This window comes from Allobosea sp. 67-29, assembly GCF_001898115.1.
Classification (GTDB): domain Bacteria; phylum Pseudomonadota; class Alphaproteobacteria; order Rhizobiales; family Beijerinckiaceae; genus Allobosea.
In genome coordinates this window covers 41,676-61,035 of record NZ_MKSQ01000016.1, presented here as the reverse complement: position 1 = coordinate 61,035, position 19,360 = coordinate 41,676, and the positions used below count along the sequence as shown (strand labels likewise).

Annotated in this window: 22 protein-coding genes; 13 read left to right on the top strand and 9 right to left on the bottom strand. The window is 67.3% G+C overall.

Annotated elements, in window-relative coordinates:
- Nucleotides 1-34 precede the first annotated feature (34 nt).
- Nucleotides 35-280 carry a DUF2188 domain-containing protein gene (locus tag BGO20_RS14010; RefSeq protein ID WP_291664570.1) on the top strand — a complete coding sequence of 82 codons (246 nt, stop codon included), beginning with the start codon at nt 35-37 and terminating at the stop codon, nt 278-280.
- Between the two features lie 18 nt (nt 281-298).
- Here BGO20_RS14010 and BGO20_RS14005 read toward each other — a convergent pair whose 3' ends face one another.
- A complete protein-coding gene (locus BGO20_RS14005; RefSeq protein ID WP_291664571.1) occupies nt 299-655 on the bottom strand; it encodes a hypothetical protein in 357 nt (118 codons plus the stop codon).
- Nucleotides 656-767: 112 nt separating this feature from the next.
- Nucleotides 768-2,000: an argininosuccinate synthase gene (locus BGO20_RS14000; RefSeq protein WP_291664572.1), complete on the bottom strand. Its 1,233-nt coding sequence runs from the start codon at nt 1,998-2,000 to the stop codon at nt 768-770.
- A gap of 342 nt (nt 2,001-2,342) precedes the next feature.
- Here BGO20_RS14000 and BGO20_RS13995 point away from each other — a divergent pair, with 342 nt between their 5' ends.
- Nucleotides 2,343-2,951 carry a 2-hydroxychromene-2-carboxylate isomerase gene (locus tag BGO20_RS13995; RefSeq protein WP_291664573.1) on the top strand — a complete coding sequence of 203 codons (609 nt, stop codon included), beginning with the start codon at nt 2,343-2,345 and terminating at the stop codon, nt 2,949-2,951.
- Nucleotides 2,952-2,955: 4 nt separating this feature from the next.
- Entirely contained in the window at nt 2,956-3,867 is a 912-nt protein-coding gene (locus tag BGO20_RS13990; protein WP_291664574.1) for an NHL repeat-containing protein, read from the top strand.
- Here the strand turns inward: BGO20_RS13990 and BGO20_RS13985 are convergent, their stop codons facing one another.
- Both BGO20_RS13985 and BGO20_RS13980 read right to left on the bottom strand, forming a co-directional pair.
- A complete protein-coding gene (locus tag BGO20_RS13985) occupies nt 3,868-4,941 on the bottom strand; it encodes a M48 family metallopeptidase (RefSeq protein WP_291664575.1) in 1,074 nt (357 codons plus the stop codon). It lies immediately after the preceding gene.
- 38 nt (nt 4,942-4,979) lie between these two features.
- Nucleotides 4,980-5,537, bottom strand: a complete 558-nt coding sequence (locus BGO20_RS13980) for a LemA family protein (RefSeq protein WP_291664576.1) — start codon at nt 5,535-5,537, stop codon at nt 4,980-4,982.
- Nucleotides 5,538-5,977: 440 nt separating this feature from the next.
- Here BGO20_RS13980 and rpsA point away from each other — a divergent pair, with 440 nt between their 5' ends.
- The 6 genes from rpsA to lhpI all read left to right on the top strand — a co-directional run bounded on the left by rpsA (nt 5,978) and on the right by lhpI (nt 11,885).
- Nucleotides 5,978-7,681 carry a 30S ribosomal protein S1 gene (rpsA, locus tag BGO20_RS13975; RefSeq protein WP_291664577.1) on the top strand — a complete coding sequence of 568 codons (1,704 nt, stop codon included), beginning with the start codon at nt 5,978-5,980 and terminating at the stop codon, nt 7,679-7,681.
- A gap of 161 nt (nt 7,682-7,842) precedes the next feature.
- On the top strand, nt 7,843-9,132 hold the full coding sequence (locus BGO20_RS13970; protein WP_291664578.1) for an Hsp70 family protein: 1,290 nt from the start codon (nt 7,843-7,845) through the stop codon (nt 9,130-9,132).
- Between the two features lie 123 nt (nt 9,133-9,255).
- Nucleotides 9,256-10,230 carry a signal peptide peptidase SppA gene (gene sppA / locus BGO20_RS13965; RefSeq protein WP_291664579.1) on the top strand — a complete coding sequence of 325 codons (975 nt, stop codon included), beginning with the start codon at nt 9,256-9,258 and terminating at the stop codon, nt 10,228-10,230.
- A gap of 28 nt (nt 10,231-10,258) precedes the next feature.
- Nucleotides 10,259-10,543, top strand: coding sequence for an integration host factor subunit beta (ihfB, locus tag BGO20_RS13960; protein WP_291664635.1), 285 nt, complete (start codon nt 10,259-10,261; stop codon nt 10,541-10,543).
- Between the two features lie 47 nt (nt 10,544-10,590).
- Entirely contained in the window at nt 10,591-10,929 is a 339-nt protein-coding gene (locus BGO20_RS13955; protein WP_291664580.1) for a LapA family protein, read from the top strand.
- Complete coding sequence (gene lhpI, locus BGO20_RS13950; RefSeq protein WP_291664581.1) at nt 10,929-11,885, top strand: bifunctional Delta(1)-pyrroline-2-carboxylate/Delta(1)-piperideine-2-carboxylate reductase; 957 nt, start codon at nt 10,929-10,931, stop codon at nt 11,883-11,885. The genes BGO20_RS13955 and lhpI overlap by 1 nt, the downstream gene beginning before the upstream one ends.
- A gap of 29 nt (nt 11,886-11,914) precedes the next feature.
- Here the strand turns inward: lhpI and BGO20_RS13945 are convergent, their stop codons facing one another.
- Nucleotides 11,915-12,088, bottom strand: a complete 174-nt coding sequence (locus tag BGO20_RS13945) for a DUF3309 family protein (RefSeq protein ID WP_291664582.1) — start codon at nt 12,086-12,088, stop codon at nt 11,915-11,917.
- Nucleotides 12,089-12,234: 146 nt separating this feature from the next.
- Here BGO20_RS13945 and mepA point away from each other — a divergent pair, with 146 nt between their 5' ends.
- Nucleotides 12,235-13,167, top strand: coding sequence for a penicillin-insensitive murein endopeptidase (gene mepA / locus BGO20_RS13940; RefSeq protein ID WP_291664583.1), 933 nt, complete (start codon nt 12,235-12,237; stop codon nt 13,165-13,167).
- A 10-nt stretch (nt 13,168-13,177) separates the two neighbouring features.
- Here mepA and BGO20_RS13935 read toward each other — a convergent pair whose 3' ends face one another.
- Entirely contained in the window at nt 13,178-14,329 is a 1,152-nt protein-coding gene (locus tag BGO20_RS13935) for an extensin-like domain-containing protein (protein ID WP_291664584.1), read from the bottom strand.
- Nucleotides 14,330-14,918: 589 nt separating this feature from the next.
- Nucleotides 14,919-15,218, bottom strand: coding sequence for a hypothetical protein (locus BGO20_RS13930; protein WP_291664585.1), 300 nt, complete (start codon nt 15,216-15,218; stop codon nt 14,919-14,921).
- 191 nt (nt 15,219-15,409) lie between these two features.
- Between BGO20_RS13930 and BGO20_RS13925 the strand changes: the two genes are divergently transcribed.
- From BGO20_RS13925 to BGO20_RS13915, 3 genes are all read left to right on the top strand, one after another.
- Nucleotides 15,410-16,393, top strand: coding sequence for a Tim44 domain-containing protein (locus tag BGO20_RS13925; RefSeq protein WP_291664586.1), 984 nt, complete (start codon nt 15,410-15,412; stop codon nt 16,391-16,393).
- 176 nt (nt 16,394-16,569) lie between these two features.
- Nucleotides 16,570-17,376 (top strand): 4-hydroxy-tetrahydrodipicolinate reductase, encoded by an 807-nt coding sequence (dapB, locus tag BGO20_RS13920; RefSeq protein ID WP_291664636.1) that lies wholly within the window; start codon nt 16,570-16,572, stop codon nt 17,374-17,376.
- A gap of 18 nt (nt 17,377-17,394) precedes the next feature.
- Nucleotides 17,395-18,015, top strand: a complete 621-nt coding sequence (locus tag BGO20_RS13915) for an alpha-ketoglutarate-dependent dioxygenase AlkB family protein (protein ID WP_291664587.1) — start codon at nt 17,395-17,397, stop codon at nt 18,013-18,015.
- Nucleotide 18,016: 1 nt separating this feature from the next.
- Here BGO20_RS13915 and BGO20_RS13910 read toward each other — a convergent pair whose 3' ends face one another.
- Together BGO20_RS13910 and grpE are read right to left on the bottom strand one after the other, a co-directional pair.
- Entirely contained in the window at nt 18,017-18,637 is a 621-nt protein-coding gene (locus BGO20_RS13910) for a trimeric intracellular cation channel family protein (RefSeq protein ID WP_291664588.1), read from the bottom strand.
- A 17-nt stretch (nt 18,638-18,654) separates the two neighbouring features.
- Nucleotides 18,655-19,272 (bottom strand): nucleotide exchange factor GrpE, encoded by a 618-nt coding sequence (gene grpE, locus BGO20_RS13905; protein WP_291664589.1) that lies wholly within the window; start codon nt 19,270-19,272, stop codon nt 18,655-18,657.
- Nucleotides 19,273-19,360 lie beyond the last annotated feature (88 nt).

Genomic DNA, 19,360 nt, shown 5'->3' with positions numbered 1-19,360 from the left:
CGGTGGTTTTCCTCCGAACGAAAGGAGACGTCCCATGTCCATCGTCAGGTATCAGATCGTCGAGCATGATGGCGGCTGGGCCTACAAGGTGGGAGACGTGGTCTCGGAGACCTTCCCCTCGCATGCGGCGGCACTGAAGGCGGCGTCGGCCGCAGCCGCGCGGCAGACCCTGGCCGGAAGCACCGACGGCATCGTCTACCAGGACGGCGAAGGCCGCTGGCACGAGGAACTGGCCGATGGTCGCGATCGGCCGTCGACCGAAGTCGTCGACGAACCCTGAAAACCTGGCGTCCCGTCGTCAGCGCACCGTGAAGAAGGTCAGGAGCACCTTCTCCTTCTCGCCGAGGAGGCAGAGGAAGCGGCGCGGTTTGTCCGAGCGGTCGGTCCGCAGATAGGCCTCGGCCATGACGATGCGCGTGATCGGAATCGACTCGATCGTCGCCTGCGATACCGCCACGGTTGCGCCGTCCTCGTCGATATAGATGTCCTTGATCTCAGGCTCTTTCGCCGAGAGCGCCTGCAGGGCGGCCGTCTTGCACGTGGCGATTTCGGGCGTGGCCGGCTTGCTGCTCGGCGAGGGCGGCATCTGTTGCGCATCCGCCGGGAAGGCGGAAAACAGGATGACAGGCAAGGCGAGACAGACAAGGCGTTTCATGCAGCGGCACTCACGATGACGGGTGAGTGCTCAACGCATGAAGAGGCGGGTGGTTCGAGCAGCGCTGCCGGGCCGCCTTCGGGAGACCGGCAGCGCAAAGCCCCGACGGCGCCTAAAGCCCCAGCTTCTTCTTGCGCTGGCCGAGCGTACGCAGGCGCAGCGCGTTGAGCTTGATGAAGCCGGCGGCGTCGCGGTGGTCATAAGCGACAGCGCCTTCCTCGAAGGTCACGAGGTCCTGGTCGTAGAGCGAATAGGGGCTGGAGCGGCCGATGACATGGACGCCGCCCTTGTACAGCTTGAGGCGAACCTCGCCGCTGACGAATTCCTGGCTCTTGTCGATCAGCGCCTGCAGCATCTCGCGCTCGGGCGAGTACCAGAAGCCGTTATAGATCAGCTCGGCATATTTCGGCATGATCTCGTCCTTGAGATGCGCCGCGCCGCGATCCAGGGTGATCGACTCAATCGCGCGATGCGCGACATGCAGGATCGTGCCGCCGGGGGTCTCGTACATGCCGCGGCTCTTCATGCCGACGAAGCGGTTCTCGACAAGGTCGAGCCGGCCGATGCCGTTGTCGCGGCCGAGGTCGTTGAGCTTCGCCAGCAGCGTCGCCGGCGACATCTTCACGCCGTCGATCGAGGCCGCATCGCCCTTCTCGAAGCCGATGGTGATGACGGTGGGCTTGTCCGGCGCAGCCTCCGGCGAGATCGTCCGCGAATAGACGTAATCGGGCACCTCGACCGCGGGATCTTCCAGCACGAGGCCTTCCGAAGAGGAGTGCAGCAGGTTGGCGTCGACCGAGAACGGCGCCTCGCCGCGCTTGTTCTTGGCGATCGGAATCTGGTGCTGCTCGGCGAAGGCGATGAGTTGCTCGCGCGACCGCAGATCCCATTCGCGCCAGGGCGCGATCACCGCGATGTCCGGTTTCAGGGCATAGGCGGTCAGTTCGAAGCGGACCTGGTCGTTGCCCTTGCCGGTGGCGCCGTGGGAGACGGCGTCGGCGCCGGTCCGCTCCGCGATCTCGATCAGCCGCTTGGCGATCAGCGGCCGAGCGATCGAGGTACCCAGCAGATAGACGCCTTCATAGAGCGCGTTCGCCCGGAACATCGGGAAGACGAAGTCGCGCACGAACTCCTCGCGCAAATCCTCGATGAAGATGTTCTCGGGCTTGATGCCAAGCAGCAGCGCCTTGTCGCGAGCCGGGCCGAGCTCCTCGCCCTGGCCGAGATCGGCGGTGAAGGTCACGACCTCGCATCGATAGGTGGTCTGCAGCCATTTGAGGATGATCGAGGTGTCGAGACCGCCGGAATAGGCGAGAACGACCTTCTTCACGCTGCTGTCAGCCATCTGTGTCAAATTCCTGTTAGAGCATTTTCGCGCGAGATGGGTACCGGTTCGCGTGAAGAAAATGCGACAAGACAACGGCCTAGAGCATTTTCGCATTTTCGAGAAACGCGGAAACGCTCCAGCGGCCGGAGAGGCCGCGTTTCGGACGCAATGGCGCACTATCGCAGCCATGGGGACGACGCAATCGGAACCTTCTGATCGATTGCGCGTCATCCGCTGATGGGTCGGGGCCGAAGGTCCCGGCTTGCCTGCCATGCGCCCGTTCGCGGTGCTTGCGGTCGCACTCCGAAGGGCGCAGGCTCGACCGGGCGCGACACGACTGACGACCTGTTCGGAGGCTGAATGCCGAATCGTCCCGTTTTGGACTTCTGGTATGAGTTCGCGTCGCCCTATTCCTGCCTGAGCGCCCTGAGAATCGAGGAACTGGCGGATCGCGCCGGGGTCGACCTGCGCTGGCGCCCGTTCCTGCTGGGTCCGATATTTGCCGCGCAGGGCTGGAACACCTCGCCCTTTGCGCTTTTTCCGAGCAAGGGCCGCTACATGTGGCGCGACACCGCGCGCCGCGCCCGCCGGCAGGGCATCGAGATGGTCAAGCCGGAGAATTTTCCGCAGAATTCGCTCACGGCCGCCCGCCTGGCTCTGGCCGGCCGCGACGGCGGCTGGACGCCGGCATTTTCGAAGGCTTTGTTCCGTGCCCAGTTCTGCGAAGGCCGCAACATCGCGGAGGAGGCGGTGCTCGGCGCGGCATTGAAGCAAGCCGGCGGCGAGCCCGGCAGCGCGATGGCGCTCTCGCGCAGCGAGGAGGTCAAGGGCCGCCTGCGCGCCGAGATCGAATACGCCAAGTCGATCGGCATCTTCGGCGCGCCCTTCTTCGTTACCGGGGACAGCGAGCTGTTCTGGGGCGATGATCGGCTGGAGGAGGCGCTCGACTGGGCGCGTGACGGTCGCTGAGCCCATGCGCCTGACGCGCCGTGGCGCGCTGCTTTCGGCGGCGGAGCTGGCGCTCTCGCCGGCTGCCGGGTTTGCGCGGCCGCGCCTGCCCGGCGACGAGCCGCGCCATGACGGGCGAGAACTGAGCGAGGTTCCGAATGCGGCGGCGATCGGCCGCCGCTACTGGGTGCCCGGCCTCGATGATGGCTTCGTTCCGCAGGGACTGGCGATCATCCGCGACGAAATCCTCGTCGCGGCCTATCGCAGCGAGACGCATGAACAGGACAGCGGCCCGGCCCGCATCTTCCGGCTGGCCCGCTCGGATGGCCGGCTGCTCGGCAGCTTTGCGCTGCCGGCTACCTACGGTCATCCCGGCGGCCTCGCCGTGGTGGGCGACATCGTTGTCGCGGCCAATTCCGGTCGGCTCCTCGCCTTGGACTTCCCGCGCTCCTGCTCGGCCGGGGAAACTGTGCCGCTTGGCGAACGCCTGGTCGACAAGGCGATGGGGCCGTCCTTCCTCGCGGCTTCCGCGGACAAGCTGCTCTGGTTCGGATCCTATCGCCGCAAGGGCGAGCCGAGCCTTTACGGCGTGCCGCTGAAGCGCCTCCTTTCCGGCAGCGAAAGGCCGATCGGGACGGCCGATGCGGTGGCGACCCTGCCTCTGCCGCAGTTCGCGCAGGGTGCAACCTTCGACCAGCGCGGCGATCTCTGGATATCGCAGAGCGCCGGCAACAGGCCGGCATTCATCTCCCGTCTCGATCCAAAGACCGGCGCCGTGCTGGCACGCTATCCGGCTCCGGGCGGCATCGAGGATCTCGGCTGCGCGCCGGATGGCAGGCTCTGGGCGGCGAGCGAGGCGGGTTCCCGGCGCTGGAGCCGCTGGGATACCTTCTACCCGCTGGTGTTCGAGATCGATCCCGCCAAGCTCGTTGCCTGATCAGGCCGGTCCCGGTCCCTGTGGAGCGCGCGACCAGGGCCCGCGCGCGGCGCTTTCCTCGACCATCGTCGGCAGGTCCTGACGCTCGCCGATCTTCGGCGGATGCGGCGGCATCGCCGGCATCCGCCCTCCCGCGGTCTCGATCAGGGCCTGAACACGCTTCGTCACGGAAGGGTGGGTCGAGAACAGATCGGCGAAATCGTCGGGGTCGTTCTCGAAGCACATGTCCATCACGCCGGACGGCACGCCGTCGATATCGGCCCGGCCCGAGATCTTGAGCAGAGCGGAGATCATCGCGTCGGGGTTCTTGGTCAGTTCCACCGCCCCGGCATCGGCGAGATATTCGCGCGAGCGCGACAGCGACAGCCGGATCAGCACCGCGAGGAACCACGAGATCGCGATCACCGCGATGCCGACGACGATGGCCAGCGCATTGCCCTTCTTGGTATCGTCCGACGACATCCTGATCCGGCTGCGGCCGACGCCGCGGAAGACGAGCTCGCCGGCAAAGGAGATCACGCCCGCGACGACGACGGCGATGACCATCAGGCGGACGTCGCCGTTGCGGATATGCGTCAGCTCATGCGCCAGCACGGCCTCGACCTCCTGGTCGTTGAGCTGGTCGAGCAGGCCGGTGGTCACGGTCACCGTGAACTGGCTGTCGTTGACGCCGCTGGCGAAGGCGTTGAGCGCGTCGCTCTGCATGATCGCGAGCTTCGGCATCGGCAGCCCGCGCGAGATGCAGAGGTTCTCCAGCATCCGGTAGAGCTTGGGATTCTCCGCCTGCGTGATGCCCCGGGCTCCCGTCACCGCCCCAATCATCGCGACGTTCAGGCGAAAGCCGATGAACACCCACAGGATCGTCGCCAAGGTGATGAACGGAAACCACGACCGGAAGATGCGGTTCGCCTCGCCGAAGGCCGAATGCCCGCGCGGCACGCCGCCATAGCCATAGGCGATCAGCAGGAGTCCCCACGTCGTGAGATAGACCAGCAGGAAGAGACCGGCGATCAGCAGGTTGGATCTGATCCGGTTGTTCCGCTGGTGGGTGTAGAGCCCGAAGGCCTGAGCCATCGCAGCCGCTCCCCTGTGCCTCTTGGGCCTGCCTGCGATCAGAACTTCACGCTGGGCGCGGCCTCGATCTGCGTCCGGGTTTCCGGGCCGACATCGAAGAATTCGCGCTGGGCGAAGCCCATCTGCGGCGCGAACAGCACGGCCGGGAAGGCCTGGATCGCGGCGTTGAACTCGCTGACCGCGTTGTTGAAGAACCGGCGCGCCGCCGCGAGCTTGTCCTCGACATTGCCGAGGTCGACCTGAAGCTGCTGGAAGTTCGCGCTGGCCTTGAGGTCGGGATAGGCCTCGCCCAGCGCCAGTAGTCTTCCGACCGCGCCGGAGAGCTGTTGTTCCGCCGCCGCCTTGTCGTGCACGCTGCCTGCCCCCTGCGCCGCGTTGCGCGCCGCGATCACGGCGTCGAGCGTCGACTTCTCGTGGGTGGCGTAGCCTTTGACCGTCTCGACCAGGTTCGGGATCAGATCGTGCCGCTGCTTGAGCTGCACGTCGATGTCGGCGAAGGCCTGGTTGACGCGCTGCCGCATCGCGACCAGCCCGTTATAGGTCATGACCAGATAGACCGCGAGGACGACGATCAGCCCCAGAATGATCCAGCCCATGAAACGCTCTCCCCCAAGCCCGCCCAATCGCGCGCGGCAGAGTGGCATGAAACCCGGGCTGCAAGGAAGTCGCACCCTTCAGGTGGATCTTGACGCCTCGCGGCGGCCGTGAATAGCGCACCGTTGCAAAGAAAAGGCCCTCCCGGCGGTGTATCCGGCCGCCAGCCCTTGCTCTGATGCAGCGCTTGCACTAAATCCCGCCTGTCCGAATGGCCGTGATCCATCATGCGCCGGGGGCGGCTCTCGCGGCTGGCTCCCGTTTCGTGCTGGAAAACGTCTTCGGATGCGGATTTCTCCGGCGGCTCTGGTGCCTGCGGCTCTTCGATGGGCCGGAATCCTCCCGAGCGGAGGCGCCGACGGCAGCGATCCGGCCTGCAACACCAACCGAAGGCGCCATGCCGGACATCCGCGGGATACGCGGCCGGCTTCCAGGAGATTACATGTCTGCAGTTGAAAGCTACAATGCGGGCCGCGAAGATTTCGCCGCTCTGCTCGAAGAGTCCTTCACCAAGAACGAAGCCCTCGAAGGTTCGGTCATCAAGGGCAAGGTCGTTGCCATTGAGAAGGACATGGCGATCATCGACGTCGGTCTGAAGACCGAAGGTCGCGTCGCGCTCAAGGAATTCACCGGCCCCGGCCGCGAGCAGGAGCTGAACGTCGGCGATGAGGTCGAGGTCTATCTCGACCGGATCGAGAACGCCCTCGGCGAAGCCGTCATCAGCCGTGACAAGGCCCGCCGCGAAGAGAGCTGGGTCAAGCTCGAGAAGGCCTTCGAAGCCCGCGAGAAGGTCACCGGCATGATCTTCAACACCGTCAAGGGCGGCTACACCGTCGATCTCGACGGCGCCGTGGCCTTCCTGCCGCGTTCGCAGGTCGACATCCGCCCGATCCGCGACGTCGGCCCGCTGATGGGCCAGCCGCAGCCCTTCGAGATCCTCAAGATGGATCGCCGCCGCGGCAACATCGTCGTGTCGCGCCGCACCGTCCTCGAAGAGACCCGCGCCGAGGCTCGTTCCGAGCTCGTCGCCTCGCTCGAAGAGGGCCAGGTTATTGACGGCGTCGTCAAGAACATCACCGAATACGGTGCGTTCGTCGACCTCGGCGGCATCGACGGCCTGCTGCACGTCACCGACATGGCGTGGCGCCGCGTGAACCACCCGTCCGAGGTCGTGACCATCGGCCAGACGGTCAAGGTCAAGATCATCAAGATCAACCAGGACACGCACCGCATCTCGCTCGGCATCAAGCAGCTCTTGGCCGATCCGTGGGATGGCATCGCCGAGCGCTACCCGGTCGGCACCCGTCTCAAGGGCCGCGTGACCAACATCACGGACTACGGCGCGTTCGTCGAAGTGGAGCCGGGCATCGAAGGCCTGATCCACGTCTCCGAGATGTCCTGGACCAAGAAGAACGTCCACCCCGGCAAGATCGTCTCGACCTCTCAGGAAGTCGACGTCGCGATCCTCGAGGTCGATCCGGTCAAGCGCCGCATCTCGCTCGGCCTCAAGCAGACCCTGCGCAACCCGTGGGAAGTCTTCGCCGAGCAGCACCCGCAGGGCTCGGTGGTCGAGGGCGAGGTCAAGAACAAGACCGAGTTCGGTCTGTTCCTGGGCCTGGAAGGCGACATCGACGGCATGATCCACCTCTCGGACCTCGACTGGAACCGTCCGGGCGAGCAGGTCATCGAGGAGTACAAGAAGGGCGACGTCCTGCAGGCCGTCGTTCTCGATGTGGACGTCGAGAAGGAGCGCATCTCGCTCGGCCTCAAGCAGCTCGGCGGCGATCCCTTCGTGGATGCCGGCGAGTTCAAGAAGGGCCAGGTCGTCACCTGCGAGGTGGTCGAGGTCAAGGAGTCGGGTCTCGACGTCAAGATCGTCGGCACCGACATGATGACCTTCATCAAGCGCGCCGAGCTCGCCCGTGACCGCCAGGAGCAGCGCCCCGAGCGCTTCGCCGCCGGCGAGAAGGTCGATGCCCGCGTGGTGCTCTTCGACAAGAAGGCCCGCAAGATCCAGGTCTCGATCAAGGCCCTGGAAATGGCCGAGGAGAAGGAGGCGATCGCCCAGTTCGGCTCGCAGGACTCCGGCGCCTCGCTCGGCGACATCCTGGGCGCCGCCCTCAAGAAGGCTGGCGACAAGAAGTGAGGTTTCGGCCGCGAAGGCGGCCGGACATGCAAGAGGGCCCGCGCGGAGCGATCCGCGCGGGCTTTTGTTTCGGTTGTTTTGGCAGCCCTCGTTCCGAGAAGCAGGCGCAGGACCGCTTTTCGTGACGAGGGCTGGTCCGTCTTTCCGCAAAGGAGCCCGCCATGACCCCCGCCGCGATCGGCATCGACTTCGGCACCACCAACAGCGTCGTCGCGCTGGCTGGCGCCGACGGCTCGGTCGTGACACGCTCCTTCGCGACCCGGCAGGGCGCGGTCGATGCTTATCGCTCGGCGCTGATGTTCTGGCGCGAAGGACGTCCGCCGGAGACGCGGATTGCCCATGTCAGCGGCCCCGATGCGCTGGACATGGCGCTCGGCATGACCAGCGAGCACCGCTTCCTGCAATCGCTCAAGACTCATCTCTCCAGCCGGGCCTTCCAGGAAACGCGGCTCTTCGGCAAGCTCTTCCGCCTCGAGGATCTGATCGGCGTCTTCCTCGGCGATCTGACCGACGGGCTCGAGGATGCGGCGAGACTGCCGCTGATCTCGGGCCGCCCCGTCGTCTTCGCTGGCGAGCGGCCGGACGAGGAGCTGGCGCTGGACCGCCTTGGCGCCTCCTATGCCAGGGCCGGCATGGAGCAGGTCGATTTCGCCTATGAGCCGCTCGGCGCCGCCTATTGGTACGCCCGCGACCTGACGACGCCGCAGACCATGCTGGTCGCCGATTTCGGCGGCGGCACCAGCGACTTCTCGGTGATGCGCTTCGAGCCGGGCCAGCGCGGCGGGCTGGAGGCGATTCCGCTCTCCCATGCCGGCGTCGGTGTCGCCGGCGACACCTTCGACTACCGCATCATCGAGCACGCCGTCTCGCCGGCGCTGGGCAAGGGCACGGAGTATCGCTCCTTCGGCAAGCTCCTGCCGGTGCCGGCGCATTACCACGCCGCCTTCGCGCAATGGCACAAGCTCTCGCTGATGAAGAGCCGCGAGACCATGGCCGAACTCAACGCCTTGATCCGCGAAGCCGTCGAGCCGGGCAAGCTCGAGGACCTGCTGACGGTGATCGAATACGATCTCGGCTATGAGCTTTACCGGGCCGTCTCCGCCGCCAAGATCGCGCTCTCGGAGCATGATGAGACCGTGCTGCGCTTCGTCCAGATGGGCGTGACGATCGAGACGCCGATCCGGCGCAGCGATTTCGAGGACTGGATCGCCGAGGATGTCAGCGCCATCGAGACGGCTCTCGACCGCGCGCTCGCCGAGGCCGGCATCGACGGCAGCCGGATTGAAGCCGTGTTCATGACGGGCGGCACCTCGCACGTGCCGGCTGTCCGGCGCCTGTTCGACCGCCGCTTCGGCGCGGAGAAGGTCCATATCGGCGATGCCTTCCGGTCCGTGGCGAACGGACTTGCCCTCGTCGCTCTCGACCGGGCGCGCGCATCCGTTCCGGCCTGAGCTATCCCGACGCCCCGGAGCAGCAAGGTGCGGGGCGTGCGACGTTACGGCAGGGTTCCTGGCGCCTTGCCCGTCCGCCGCAGCGGGGCTACATCACGGGCCCGCAGCCGACAGGAGTTTCCGATGGCGTCCGATGCCGACCTGCTTGCCGACCGCCGCAGCCTGCGGCGCAAGCTGACGCTCTGGCGCGTCCTGGCGGTGCTCGGCGTGATCGCTGCGGCGATCGTCGGCGGCCTCGCCTGGCGGGGCGACGGGGCCGTCTCGCTGTCCAGCGCGCACATCGCCCGTGTCTCGATCTCCGGCTTCATCTCGGGCGACCGCCGCACGCTGGACCTGATCAAGTCGGTGGGAGACAGCAAGGCCGTCTCCGCGGTTGTGCTGGACGTCAACAGCCCCGGCGGCACCACCTCGGGCGCCGAGGCCCTGCACGTCGCGCTGCGCGAGCTGGCGGCCAAGAAGCCGATGGTGACGGTCGTCGGCGGGCTTGCGGCCTCCGGCGGCTATATCGCGGCGATGAGCACGGATCACATCGTCGCCCGCGAGACCTCGCTCGTCGGCTCGATCGGGGTTCTGTTCCAGTATCCCAATGTCAGCCAGCTTCTGGGCACCGTCGGCGTCAAGGTCGAGGAGATCAAGTCGAGCCCGCTGAAAGCGGCGCCGAACGGCTTCGAGCCGACCTCGCCGGAAGCGCGCGCCGCGTTGCAAAGCGTCGTCGACGACAATTATCGCTGGTTCAAGCAGATGGTACACGACCGGCGCCATCTCGATGACGCGCAGCTGGGGACGGCTTCCGACGGCCGCGTCTTCTCGGGTCGCCAGGCGCTCGCCCTCAAGCTGATCGACGAGCTCGGAGGCGAGCGCGAGGGCATTGCCTGGCTTGAGCGCGAGAAGAAGGTCGCCAAGGATCTGAAGGTCCGGGACTGGCGCCCGCGCAGCAGTTCCTCGACCTTCGGGCTGTGGAGCCTCGCCGAGGTCGGTGCGCGCCTAGCCGGTTTCGACGGGCTGGCGGCGTCGATCGCGCGCGCCGCGGCTCAGCCCGTCGGCTTGCGGCTTGACGAGCCTCTGGCGCTCTGGCAGCCTGCCGCGGCTGAAAAATGATGATGATACAAATGGTTATACTCCAGCGATGATTAAATCAGAACTTGTTCAGCGGATTGCCGAGCAGAACACCCATCTCTATCAGCGCGACATCGAGAACATCGTCTCGGCGATCCTGGACGAGATCGTGAAGGCGCTCGCGCGGGGAGACCGGGTCGAGCTGCGCGGCTTCGGCGCCTTTTCCCGCAAGGCGCGCTCGGCCCGCATCGGTCGCAACCCGCGCACCGGCGATGCGGTCGAGGTCGACGAGAAGTTCGTGCCCGTCTTCAAGACGGGCAAAGAGTTGCGCCTGCGCCTCAACGGCAAGGCCTGAGCGCTGGCAGCCGGCCGCTTGTAAAAGGGGCCGGCACGGAGATTGGGATGAAGACCTTCTTCAAGGCGCTGGTTCTGGTGCCGATCGCGTTGCTGATCGTCCTGTTCTCGGTCGCCAATCGGGCGCCTGTGCGGATTTCCCTGGATCCGTTCAGCCGTGATCTGCCGACGATGTCCTATGAGGTCCCGCTCTTCATCGTGGTTCTGGCCGCGATCTTCGTGGGTGTCCTCGTCGGCGGGCTGGCCTCCTGGCTCGCACAGGGCAAGCATCGCAAGGCGGCTCGCCGCAGCCGCCGCGAGGTCGAGACGCTCCGCTCAGAGACCCAGGCGCTGCGTTCGGCGGTGCCCGATTCCGCCCTGCCTGCTCTGACCGACGGACGGAATTGATGCGCCTCTTCGACGTGGCCGAGATCGATGCGGCCCTCGGATATCCCGCCCTAATCGACATCCTCGATGAGGCGTTCCGCGGTGAGGTCGTCGCTCCCAAGCGCGGCCAATATGCGATCGAGCGGCCGGGCGAGGACGATGCCATCCTGCTGACCATGCCGGCCTGGAGCGGGCCTTCGGCGGACAGGCCCTATATCGGTACCAAGATCGTTTCGGTCTTCTTCGGCAACGGCAAGCGCAACCTGCCGGGTGTGATGGGGGCCTATCTGCTGATGGATGGTGCGGCCGGAAAGCCGCTCGCCGTGATGGACGGCAACCGCCTGACGACCTGGCGGACGGCAGCCGCGTCCGCGCTGGCATCGCGCTACATGTCCAACCCCGAGGCCAGCCATATGCTGATGGTCGGGGCCGGGGCGCTCGCGCCCTTCATCGTCAAGGCGCATCGCTCGGTGCGCCCGCTGACCGACATCGCGATCTGGGCGCGACGGCCCGAAGCGGCCGAGGCCGTCGTCACCGAGCTGGCGAAGGAGGGCATCGTCGCCCGCGCCACGACCGATCTCGAAGGCGAGGCCCGCACCGCGGACATCATCTCCTGCGCCACCAACGCGACCGAACCGCTGATCCACGGCCATTGGCTCAAGCGCGAGGCCCATCTCGATCTGATCGGCGGTTTCACCATGCAGATGCGCGAGGCCGATGCGGACGCCCTGCATCGCGCCCGCGTGGTGGTCGATTCCGGTAAGGCGATCGACGAAGGCGGCGACGTTGCCGTCGCCATCGCCGAAGGCAGCTACAGCGCCGACAGCGTCGCCGGCACCCTGGCCGATCTTTGCCATGGCCGGATCGCCGGCCCGGTCGAGGGCGGCGGCATCACGCTGTTCAAGTCGGTCGGCGTCGCGCTGGAGGATCTCGCCGCGGCCGTCGCCGTCTGGGAGCATGCGGCGGAGCGCGCCTGACGCTGCGAGTCCGGCCTGGCGCGCGCTGGTCAGACCCTGACAGGGGCACCGCCGATGGCGCCGAGCAGCCACAGGATCAGCAGCACCACCAGCACGAGCCCGACGACGCCGCCGAGGCCCGCCGTACCATAGCTGCGATGGCCGTAATATCCGCCGCCGCCGAGCAGCAGGATCACCAGCACAACGATCAGAAGCGTAGACATCAGTGTTCCCTTCGTTTTGCGCCACTCGCCGGCGCGACACGGCAGGGAAACCACGGATGCGGCGTACCTGTTCCGAACGCGGTTGTATCGTGCCCGCGACACGCCTGTGCTTGACCGCGAGTCGAAGCGCCGCCGATGCTGGCTCGATGAAGGCTCGCAAGCGAATCATCCCCGCCCTGCTTCTCTTCGTTGGAATGGTGCCGGCTGCCGGCCTCGCCCAATCCACGGCCGAACAGGAGGCACGGACCCGCGCCGCCAATATTGCCACATGGCCCGATGCCGCGCGCTCGCTCTTCGGCCAGAAGTCCACGCCGGCGCATCTGCCGCCGCGCGCCATCGGTTCCTATGCCCGCGGCTGCCTCGCCGGTGGCGCGGCACTGCCTCTCGACGGGCCGAGCTGGCAGGTGATGCGGCTCAACCGCAATCGCAACTGGGGGCACCCGATCCTGATCGACTACCTCGAGAAGCTCGCCCGCGATGTGCCGCGCATTACAGGCTGGGCGGGTCTGCTGGTCGGCGACATGTCGCAGCCGCGCGGCGGGCCGATGCTCACCGGCCACGCCTCCCACCAGATCGGGCTCGACGCCGATATCTGGCTGACGCCGATGCCCAGGGGCAGGCTCGACCGGGAGCAGCGCGAGAATATGCCGGCGGTCAACATGGCCCGGTCGGATTGGCGTGACGTCGATCCGCGCCACTGGACGCCGGCCCATGTCCGCCTGCTTCGGGCCGTCGCCGCCGATCCCAAGGTGGAGCGCATCTTCGTCAATCCGGCGCTCAAGGTCGCGCTCTGCCGCGAGCCCGGCGACCGGAGCTGGCTCGACAAGGTCCGGCCGCTCTGGGGCCACAACTACCATTTCCATATCCGGCTGGCCTGCCCCGCCGGCATGGCCAGCTGCGTGCCGCAGGAGCCGCCGAACTTCGGCGATGGCTGCGGCGCCGAGCTCACGGGCTGGGTCGAGCGTCAGTACAAGGCGATCTTTCACCCGCCCAAGCCGAGACCGGGACCGAAGCCCAAGCCGCCGATGTCGCTCGATGCCCTGCCGCCGGAATGCCGGCAGGTCCTGGCCGCTCCCTGACCCGGCGGCGCTACCGCCGCACCGTGCGCCCCGCGCTGTAGGCGAAGGGGTCGTGGTCGGGCGTGATCGGCTGCGCCTCTTCGGAGCCCTGCTGGTCCACGACGCCCGAGCCGCCGCCGTCGCCGAGCACCGCCTCCTCTTCCGACGGCTCGACCGCGCCGGGCAGGGCGAGGGGCCCGCCCTGCTCGCTCGGCAGCGGGCGTGGCCGGAAGCCCGGCTGGCCCGTCCGATGGCGTGCGTCGTATTCCTGGAGGAAGCGCATCTGGGCGTCGAGGCTGTGGTCTTGCGCGCCGTTGTTCGCGACCGGGTATCCGCCCTGCACGGCGCCCGGCGGGCGCAGCCCGGACGCAGGCTGGCGCAGCATCGGACCGCCGGCATAGGCGGTGGCGGCGGGAGCGCGCTCGCGCGGCGTCATCGGCGGCTGAGCGTTCTGCGCCGAGGAATAGGTGCGGCCCGGATCGGCCGGCGGCAGGTTGTAGTTCGGCGTGTACTTGATGATCGGCTTGCAGATGTGGCGGCCCTTGGCATGGCGGGCGAGGTCGATATGGATGTGGTCGTAGTGCATCGGGTCGGCTCCCGGCCCGAGCACCGTGCCGAAATAGGTGCAAGCGCCGACGAAGACCTCGCGCAGGAAGTTCTGTTCCTCCGGTGAGCCGCGCCAACCCTCCTTGACCGTGACGACGCGGCTGTCGTTCAGGCGGAAGGAAAAGACGTCGACGGCGTTGCCATAGGCGTGCTCGGAGGTGCGCGTCGTATAGGTGCCGTTGTTCATCGCGCGGCAGGAGTAGGAGCCGGCGCGGATTTCGATCACCTGCGCTCCGAAGATGTTCATGGCGGCAGGCTGCACCACCTCGGCGAACCATTGATCGGTCGTCGCGACCACGGGGCAGGCGAGCAGGGCCGGGCTCTTCAGGCTCACGCTGCCGTTCTGCAGGGCCGTGACCTTGAGCGGTTGTTGCATGCCGCAGGTTCCGGGGCCGTCGATCGCCTTGCCGCGCAGGCTGACATAGCTTGAGAGCTGCACCTGACCGGAGGCCATGCACTGGGCCTCGGCCTGGTCGCGCCAGGGCGCACGCTGGGCCTTCTGGAATTTGCCGCAGCCGGCCAACCCGGCAGCGCCGGCCATTCCAACAGCGATGAGGGCGAGTTTGAGGCGTCGCATGCCTCATCAAATGCGAAGCGTCTGGTGAACGGTTTCTCAACCGACTGCGCCCCAGTCGCCACAGCCGGATTAACTTTGACGCGGTGGTGAACGCCGTCTTAATCCGGCGCTTTCCGGGTTAAGGCCCTCGTGTTCCCGCGCCGTCCGTGCTGCGATCCGTTCAATCACAGATCAAGCCCGCGCGAGTCATGAAGACTGCTGGAGCGGCCTTGAAGCCGTGCCGGGGCAGGGGCGTCCGGATCATTGGATGTGAGAAATATCCCCAAGTCTATTCAATGGTTTAATACCGATTTAAGCATAGAATAGCCTTCGCCCCGATGGTGCCACGATGCCGCCCCCTTGCGGCCGCGGCCAGTTCTGCTAGCTTCTGCGACAGGTCAATGACACAGGAGGGTGTGATGTCCGTCACGCTACGTCTCGACCGGTTGATCATGGGTGCGGCTTTCGTTTTCATGATTGCAATCGTTTTGGGAGCGTTCTGACAAGGGTCAGTCTCGAAGTCTCCAGGACCACAAGAGCCATAAGAAGCGACGCCGCCGGGATCATCCCGGCGGCGTTTCTGTTTGGTCGAGCCTTCCCGGACGGATCTTCAACTCTCGGGACAGGGGTTCTCGGTCACCTGCCACGACATGATGTTGGTCACGCGTCCGCAACTCGCGAGCCGTCTGCCCTGGGTGGTGCGGATGCAGGAAGACGCGCCTTCGGCGATCTTCCTGCCATCGTTCCAGCAGAAGCAGAGCGGCTCTGGCGCCTGAGCCAGGCGCGGACCGTCGATCGGTATGGCGGGTTCTCCGGCTGCTGCGGCCTCGGTCGCGAGGACGAGCACCGCAAGGGCCAGGAGCCAGCCCAGCAGGCGGTATCGGCGAGGCCTCGGTTCATCCGCGAACATGGCGTTCTTCCTTCGCCTTGAGGAAGGAGGACGAACCAAGTCTATCACGCGGCGCCGATCACGACGAATAATTATGTACTGAATTGGAATAGTAAGATATTTCAGCTATTTAACCCATGTTCGTCTTGCGGGCTGCCTTGTCGTCTCCCATATTGGCGCTCGTTGAGCCTATGGGGGCTCCGGGAGGAACAATGTCTCTGATCTCGCTCGCCCGTCACGGACGCGCCGTCGCCTTGGTCGTTGGAACGCTGATGCTGGTCCCGCTGGCCGCCGAGGCGCGCCCCGGCGGAGGCAAGAGTTTCGGAAGCCGCGGGACTTTTACGCGCAGCGCGCCGGCCCCGACCAATACCATTCCCGGTGGCGCGCAGCCTTTCCAGCGCAGCACGGCGCCGTCCTCGTCCTATGGCAATCAGGGCCTGGGCGCCGGAGCGGCCGCTCAGGCCGCGCGTCCCTCCTTTGCCCGCAACATGATGATGGGCATCGGTGCCGGCCTGCTCGGTGCCGGCCTGTTCGGCCTGCTCTCGGGCTCGGGCTTTTTCGGCGGCCTGGCTTCGCTGGGCGGTCTGCTCGGCTTCTTGCTGCAGATCGGCCTGATCGTCGGCGCGGTCATGCTGGCCGTACGCTTCTTCCGCCGCAGGTCCGAGCCGCAGCTTGCCGGCGCGGGGGCACCTTATGCCCGCGAGGCTTATGGCGCACGGCCTGACGCTCCCCAGCCGGCGAGCCGCATGGGCGGTTTCGGCGGCGGTGCGGCGCAGCCGGCGACCACGCCGATCCAGCTCGAGGGTGCCGATTTCAACGCCTTCGAGCGCTTGCTCGGCGAGATCAACACCGCCTATTCGAATGAGGACGAAGCCGGCCTGCGCCAGCGCACGACGCCGGAGATGTTCGGCTATTTCGACGAGGACCTGACCGAGAACGCCCGCCGCGGCGTTGCCGACCGCGTCTCGGACGTCAAGCTGCTGCAGGGCGACCTGTCGGAGGCCTGGCGCGAGGGTTCGACGGACTATGCCACGGTCTCGATGCGCTTCAGCCTGACCAATGCGCTCTACGACCGCAAGAGCGGCCGGGTTGTCGATGGCAACGCCGATGCGGCGCAGGAGGTTCGGGAGTTCTGGACCTTCCAGCGCGAGAGCGGAGGCGACTGGAAGCTGTCGGGCATCCAGCAGGCAGCCTGAAGCCTGGCGTCGACCGACGCGGATATCGAGCGGCGGCCGGGGTGACCCGGCCGTTTTTCGTGGGCGCTTCCTCTCGCACGGATTCGGGTGTCGCAGCGCGGCGAAGCGCCTTATAGCGGATCTGACTACACCACAGCTTCCGGCCGGAAGCCGTTTCGGAGCCTGCCATGAGTGACATGCGTCTCGTCGTCGTCGGTGCCGCAGGGCGCATGGGACGCATGCTGATCAAAGCGATCGATCAGGCGCCGGGCTGCCGGCTCGTCGCGGCGGTCGAGCGACCGGGCTCTCCGGCTCTGGGAGCCGATGCGGGTCCTCTGGCCGGTCTGCCGCCGTTGGGCGTGACGGTGACGGGGGACCCAGCCGCCGCTTTCGCGGGCGCCGAGGCCGTGCTCGATTTCACCTCGCCCGAGGCGACCGTCGCCTTCGCCGATCTCGCGGCCGACGCCGGCATCCTGCATGTCGTCGGCACCACCGGGCTGGAGCCGTCGCATCTGGCGGCGCTGGCCGAGACGGCAAAGCGCATCCCGATCATCCGCTCCGGCAATATGAGCCTCGGCGTCAATCTGCTCGCCGCGCTCGTCCGCAAGGTCGCAGCGACGCTCGGTACCGATTGGGACATCGAGATCGTCGAGATGCATCATCGCATGAAGGTCGACGCCCCATCCGGTACCGCCGTTCTGCTGGGCGAGGCAGCCGCGCAAGGGCGGACCATCGACCTCGCAGAGCAGCGCGTCGCCGGGCGCGACGGCATCACCGGCGCACGGGCGCCGGGCACGATCGGCTTCGCGGCCCTGCGCGGCGGCACGGTGGTCGGAGACCACAAGGTCATCTTTGCCGGCGCGGGCGAGCGATTGGAGCTCGCTCACGTCGCCGAGGATCGCAGTCTCTTCGCCCAAGGCGCCGTGAAGGCGGCGCTCTGGGGGCGGGGCAGGGCGCCCGGCCTGTATTCGATGGCCGATGTGCTCGGCCTCGACTCTCTCTGACGCGGCCGCGACGAAGCCATGACGCGCCTCACCGTCGCCCCCGGCGTATTTCACTGGCCGGGCCGGCTCACGGCTGCGGAGCAGGGCGCCTTGCTGGCGGAGCTGCGGGCGGTCGTGCGGCAGGCGCCCTTCTTCCAGCCGCGGATGCCGAAGACCGGCAAGCCCTTCTCGGTCAGGATGACGAATTGCGGGCCGCTCGGCTGGGTATCCGACGTGGACGGTTACCGCTATCAGCCGCTGCATCCGGAGACGAAGGAGCCCTGGCCGCTGCTCCCGGCGCCGTTGCTGGCCCTGTGGGGCGAGCTCTCCGGCTATGCCCATCCACCGGAAGCCTGCCTCGTCAACCACTACGCCGCAGGCGCGAAGATGGGCCTGCATCAGGACCGTGACGAGCAGGATTTCGACGCGCCGGTGCTCTCGGTCTCGCTCGGCGACGCCGCGCTCTTTCGCATCGGTGGAGCTACCCGCGGCGGCAGGACGACCTCGCTGAAGCTCTCCTCGGGCGATGTGCTGCTCTTTGGTGGCGAGGCGCGGCTGGCCTATCACGGCATCGATCGCATCCTCTCGGGTTCCTCGACGCTGCTGCCCGAGGGGGGCCGCATCAACCTGACATTGCGGCGCGTGACGAAGCCCGGCTGAACTATTCGGCGGCTTGACCCGGCAGCCGGGGAAAGGACCAGCCGAACAGCAGGGAGCCCGCCCTCAGGCCGAAGCCGATCGCGATGCCGCCGAGCACGACGGCGAGTCCGGGCAGGCCGAGGCCGGCCAGCAGCGCCGTGGTCGCCGCGCCGGCCGTCGCGGCGGTGACGTAGAACTCGCGGCTCCACAGCACCATGGGCCGGTCGCCGGCGAGGATGTCACGGAGGATGCCGCCGAAGGTCGCGGTCATCGCGCCGAGCGCGACCGCCGACAGGACCGGTGCTCCGGAATCGAGGCCCCGCAGCGTGCCGATGACGGCGAAGAGGGAAAGGCCCGCAGCGTCGGCCCAGAGCAGGAGGCGGCGCCCGCTCCAGCCCTCGAGGACGCCGGGACGGAGATAGGCCAGCGCCCAGGAGCCCAGCGCCACGATGGTGCAGATGATGACGTCCGTCGGGCTGCGCACCCACAGCGCGTCATGGCCGAGCAGCAGCTCTCGCAGCGTCCCACCGCCGACGCCGGTCACGGTCGCCAGCAGGATGAAGCCGAACGGGTCCATCCCCTTGCGGGCGGCGACGAGGGCTCCGGTCAGCGCGAAGATGGCGACGCCGGCGCCCTCGAACATCGGTCCCTGGCTTTCTCTCAGTGACTCGCAGGCTTGTCGCCGCCGGCTTCGCCGGCCGGCGGCTCGGCCGCCTTCGGCGCCCCGGCGGAGACGCCGACGAGGGCCGGGCGCAGCACGCGCTCGCCGATCTTGTAGCCGACCTGGACGACCTTCGAGACGATGCCCTTCGGCGTGGCCGGGTCGGGCGCTTCGAACATCGCCTGATGCAGGTTCGGGTCGAATTTCTCGCCCTGCGGGTCCACCCTGCGGACGCCGTGGCGCTCGAGCGTCTTCAACAGCTCGCGCTCGGTCAGCTCGACGCCGTCGTGCAAAGCCTTGAGCGTCGCGTCGGTGCCGGCCTTGGCGGCTTCCGGCACGCTCTCGAGCGCCCGGCGCAGATTGTCCGAGGAGCCGAGCATGTCGCGTGCGAAGCTGGTCACCGCATAGGCCTTCGCATCGGCGATCTCGCGCTCGGTGCGCCGGCGCAGGTTTTCCATCTCGGCGAGGGTGCGCAGCAGCTTGTCCTTGAGGTCGTCGCGCTCGGCTTGCAGCGCCGCGATCCGGGCCTCGCTGCTTCCTTCGGCGGCCTGAGCCTGCTCAGGAGCGTTGGCCGCGGCGTCGAGGTTCGGGTCTTCCGTCGCAGGGTTCTGCGTCATCGCGTCTTCCAATTCCCTTCACATGGCGCGCCGCGCCGCCCGATGCCGGGCCCGGCGGGACATTCTCCCGCAGCGCGGCAGCATTCGC

Bases quoted from the DNA above. Each gene is read 5' to 3' on its own strand.
- BGO20_RS14005 (WP_291664571.1), bottom strand. From the start codon at position 655: ATGAAACGCCTTGTCTGTCTCGCCTTGCCTGTCATCCTGTTTTCCGCC.
- rpsA (WP_291664577.1), top strand. From the start codon at position 5,978: ATGTCTGCAGTTGAAAGCTACAATGCGGGCCGCGAAGATTTCGCCGCT.
- BGO20_RS13990 (WP_291664574.1), top strand. From the start codon at position 2,956: ATGCGCCTGACGCGCCGTGGCGCGCTGCTTTCGGCGGCGGAGCTGGCG.
- BGO20_RS13980 (WP_291664576.1), bottom strand. From the start codon at position 5,537: ATGGGCTGGATCATTCTGGGGCTGATCGTCGTCCTCGCGGTCTATCTG.
- BGO20_RS13915 (WP_291664587.1), top strand. From the start codon at position 17,395: ATGACGCGCCTCACCGTCGCCCCCGGCGTATTTCACTGGCCGGGCCGG.
- BGO20_RS13970 (WP_291664578.1), top strand. From the start codon at position 7,843: ATGACCCCCGCCGCGATCGGCATCGACTTCGGCACCACCAACAGCGTC.
- BGO20_RS13935 (WP_291664584.1), bottom strand. From the start codon at position 14,329: ATGCGACGCCTCAAACTCGCCCTCATCGCTGTTGGAATGGCCGGCGCT.
- sppA (WP_291664579.1), top strand. From the start codon at position 9,256: ATGGCGTCCGATGCCGACCTGCTTGCCGACCGCCGCAGCCTGCGGCGC.
- BGO20_RS13910 (WP_291664588.1), bottom strand. From the start codon at position 18,637: ATGTTCGAGGGCGCCGGCGTCGCCATCTTCGCGCTGACCGGAGCCCTC.
- mepA (WP_291664583.1), top strand. From the start codon at position 12,235: ATGAAGGCTCGCAAGCGAATCATCCCCGCCCTGCTTCTCTTCGTTGGA.
- BGO20_RS13930 (WP_291664585.1), bottom strand. From the start codon at position 15,218: ATGTTCGCGGATGAACCGAGGCCTCGCCGATACCGCCTGCTGGGCTGG.
- dapB (WP_291664636.1), top strand. From the start codon at position 16,570: ATGCGTCTCGTCGTCGTCGGTGCCGCAGGGCGCATGGGACGCATGCTG.
- BGO20_RS14000 (WP_291664572.1), bottom strand. From the start codon at position 2,000: ATGGCTGACAGCAGCGTGAAGAAGGTCGTTCTCGCCTATTCCGGCGGT.
- lhpI (WP_291664581.1), top strand. From the start codon at position 10,929: ATGCGCCTCTTCGACGTGGCCGAGATCGATGCGGCCCTCGGATATCCC.
- grpE (WP_291664589.1), bottom strand. From the start codon at position 19,272: ATGACGCAGAACCCTGCGACGGAAGACCCGAACCTCGACGCCGCGGCC.
- BGO20_RS13945 (WP_291664582.1), bottom strand. From the start codon at position 12,088: ATGTCTACGCTTCTGATCGTTGTGCTGGTGATCCTGCTGCTCGGCGGC.
- BGO20_RS13985 (WP_291664575.1), bottom strand. From the start codon at position 4,941: ATGGCTCAGGCCTTCGGGCTCTACACCCACCAGCGGAACAACCGGATC.
- ihfB (WP_291664635.1), top strand. From the start codon at position 10,259: ATGATTAAATCAGAACTTGTTCAGCGGATTGCCGAGCAGAACACCCAT.
- BGO20_RS13955 (WP_291664580.1), top strand. From the start codon at position 10,591: ATGAAGACCTTCTTCAAGGCGCTGGTTCTGGTGCCGATCGCGTTGCTG.
- BGO20_RS13925 (WP_291664586.1), top strand. From the start codon at position 15,410: ATGTCTCTGATCTCGCTCGCCCGTCACGGACGCGCCGTCGCCTTGGTC.
- BGO20_RS14010 (WP_291664570.1), top strand. From the start codon at position 35: ATGTCCATCGTCAGGTATCAGATCGTCGAGCATGATGGCGGCTGGGCC.
- BGO20_RS13995 (WP_291664573.1), top strand. From the start codon at position 2,343: ATGCCGAATCGTCCCGTTTTGGACTTCTGGTATGAGTTCGCGTCGCCC.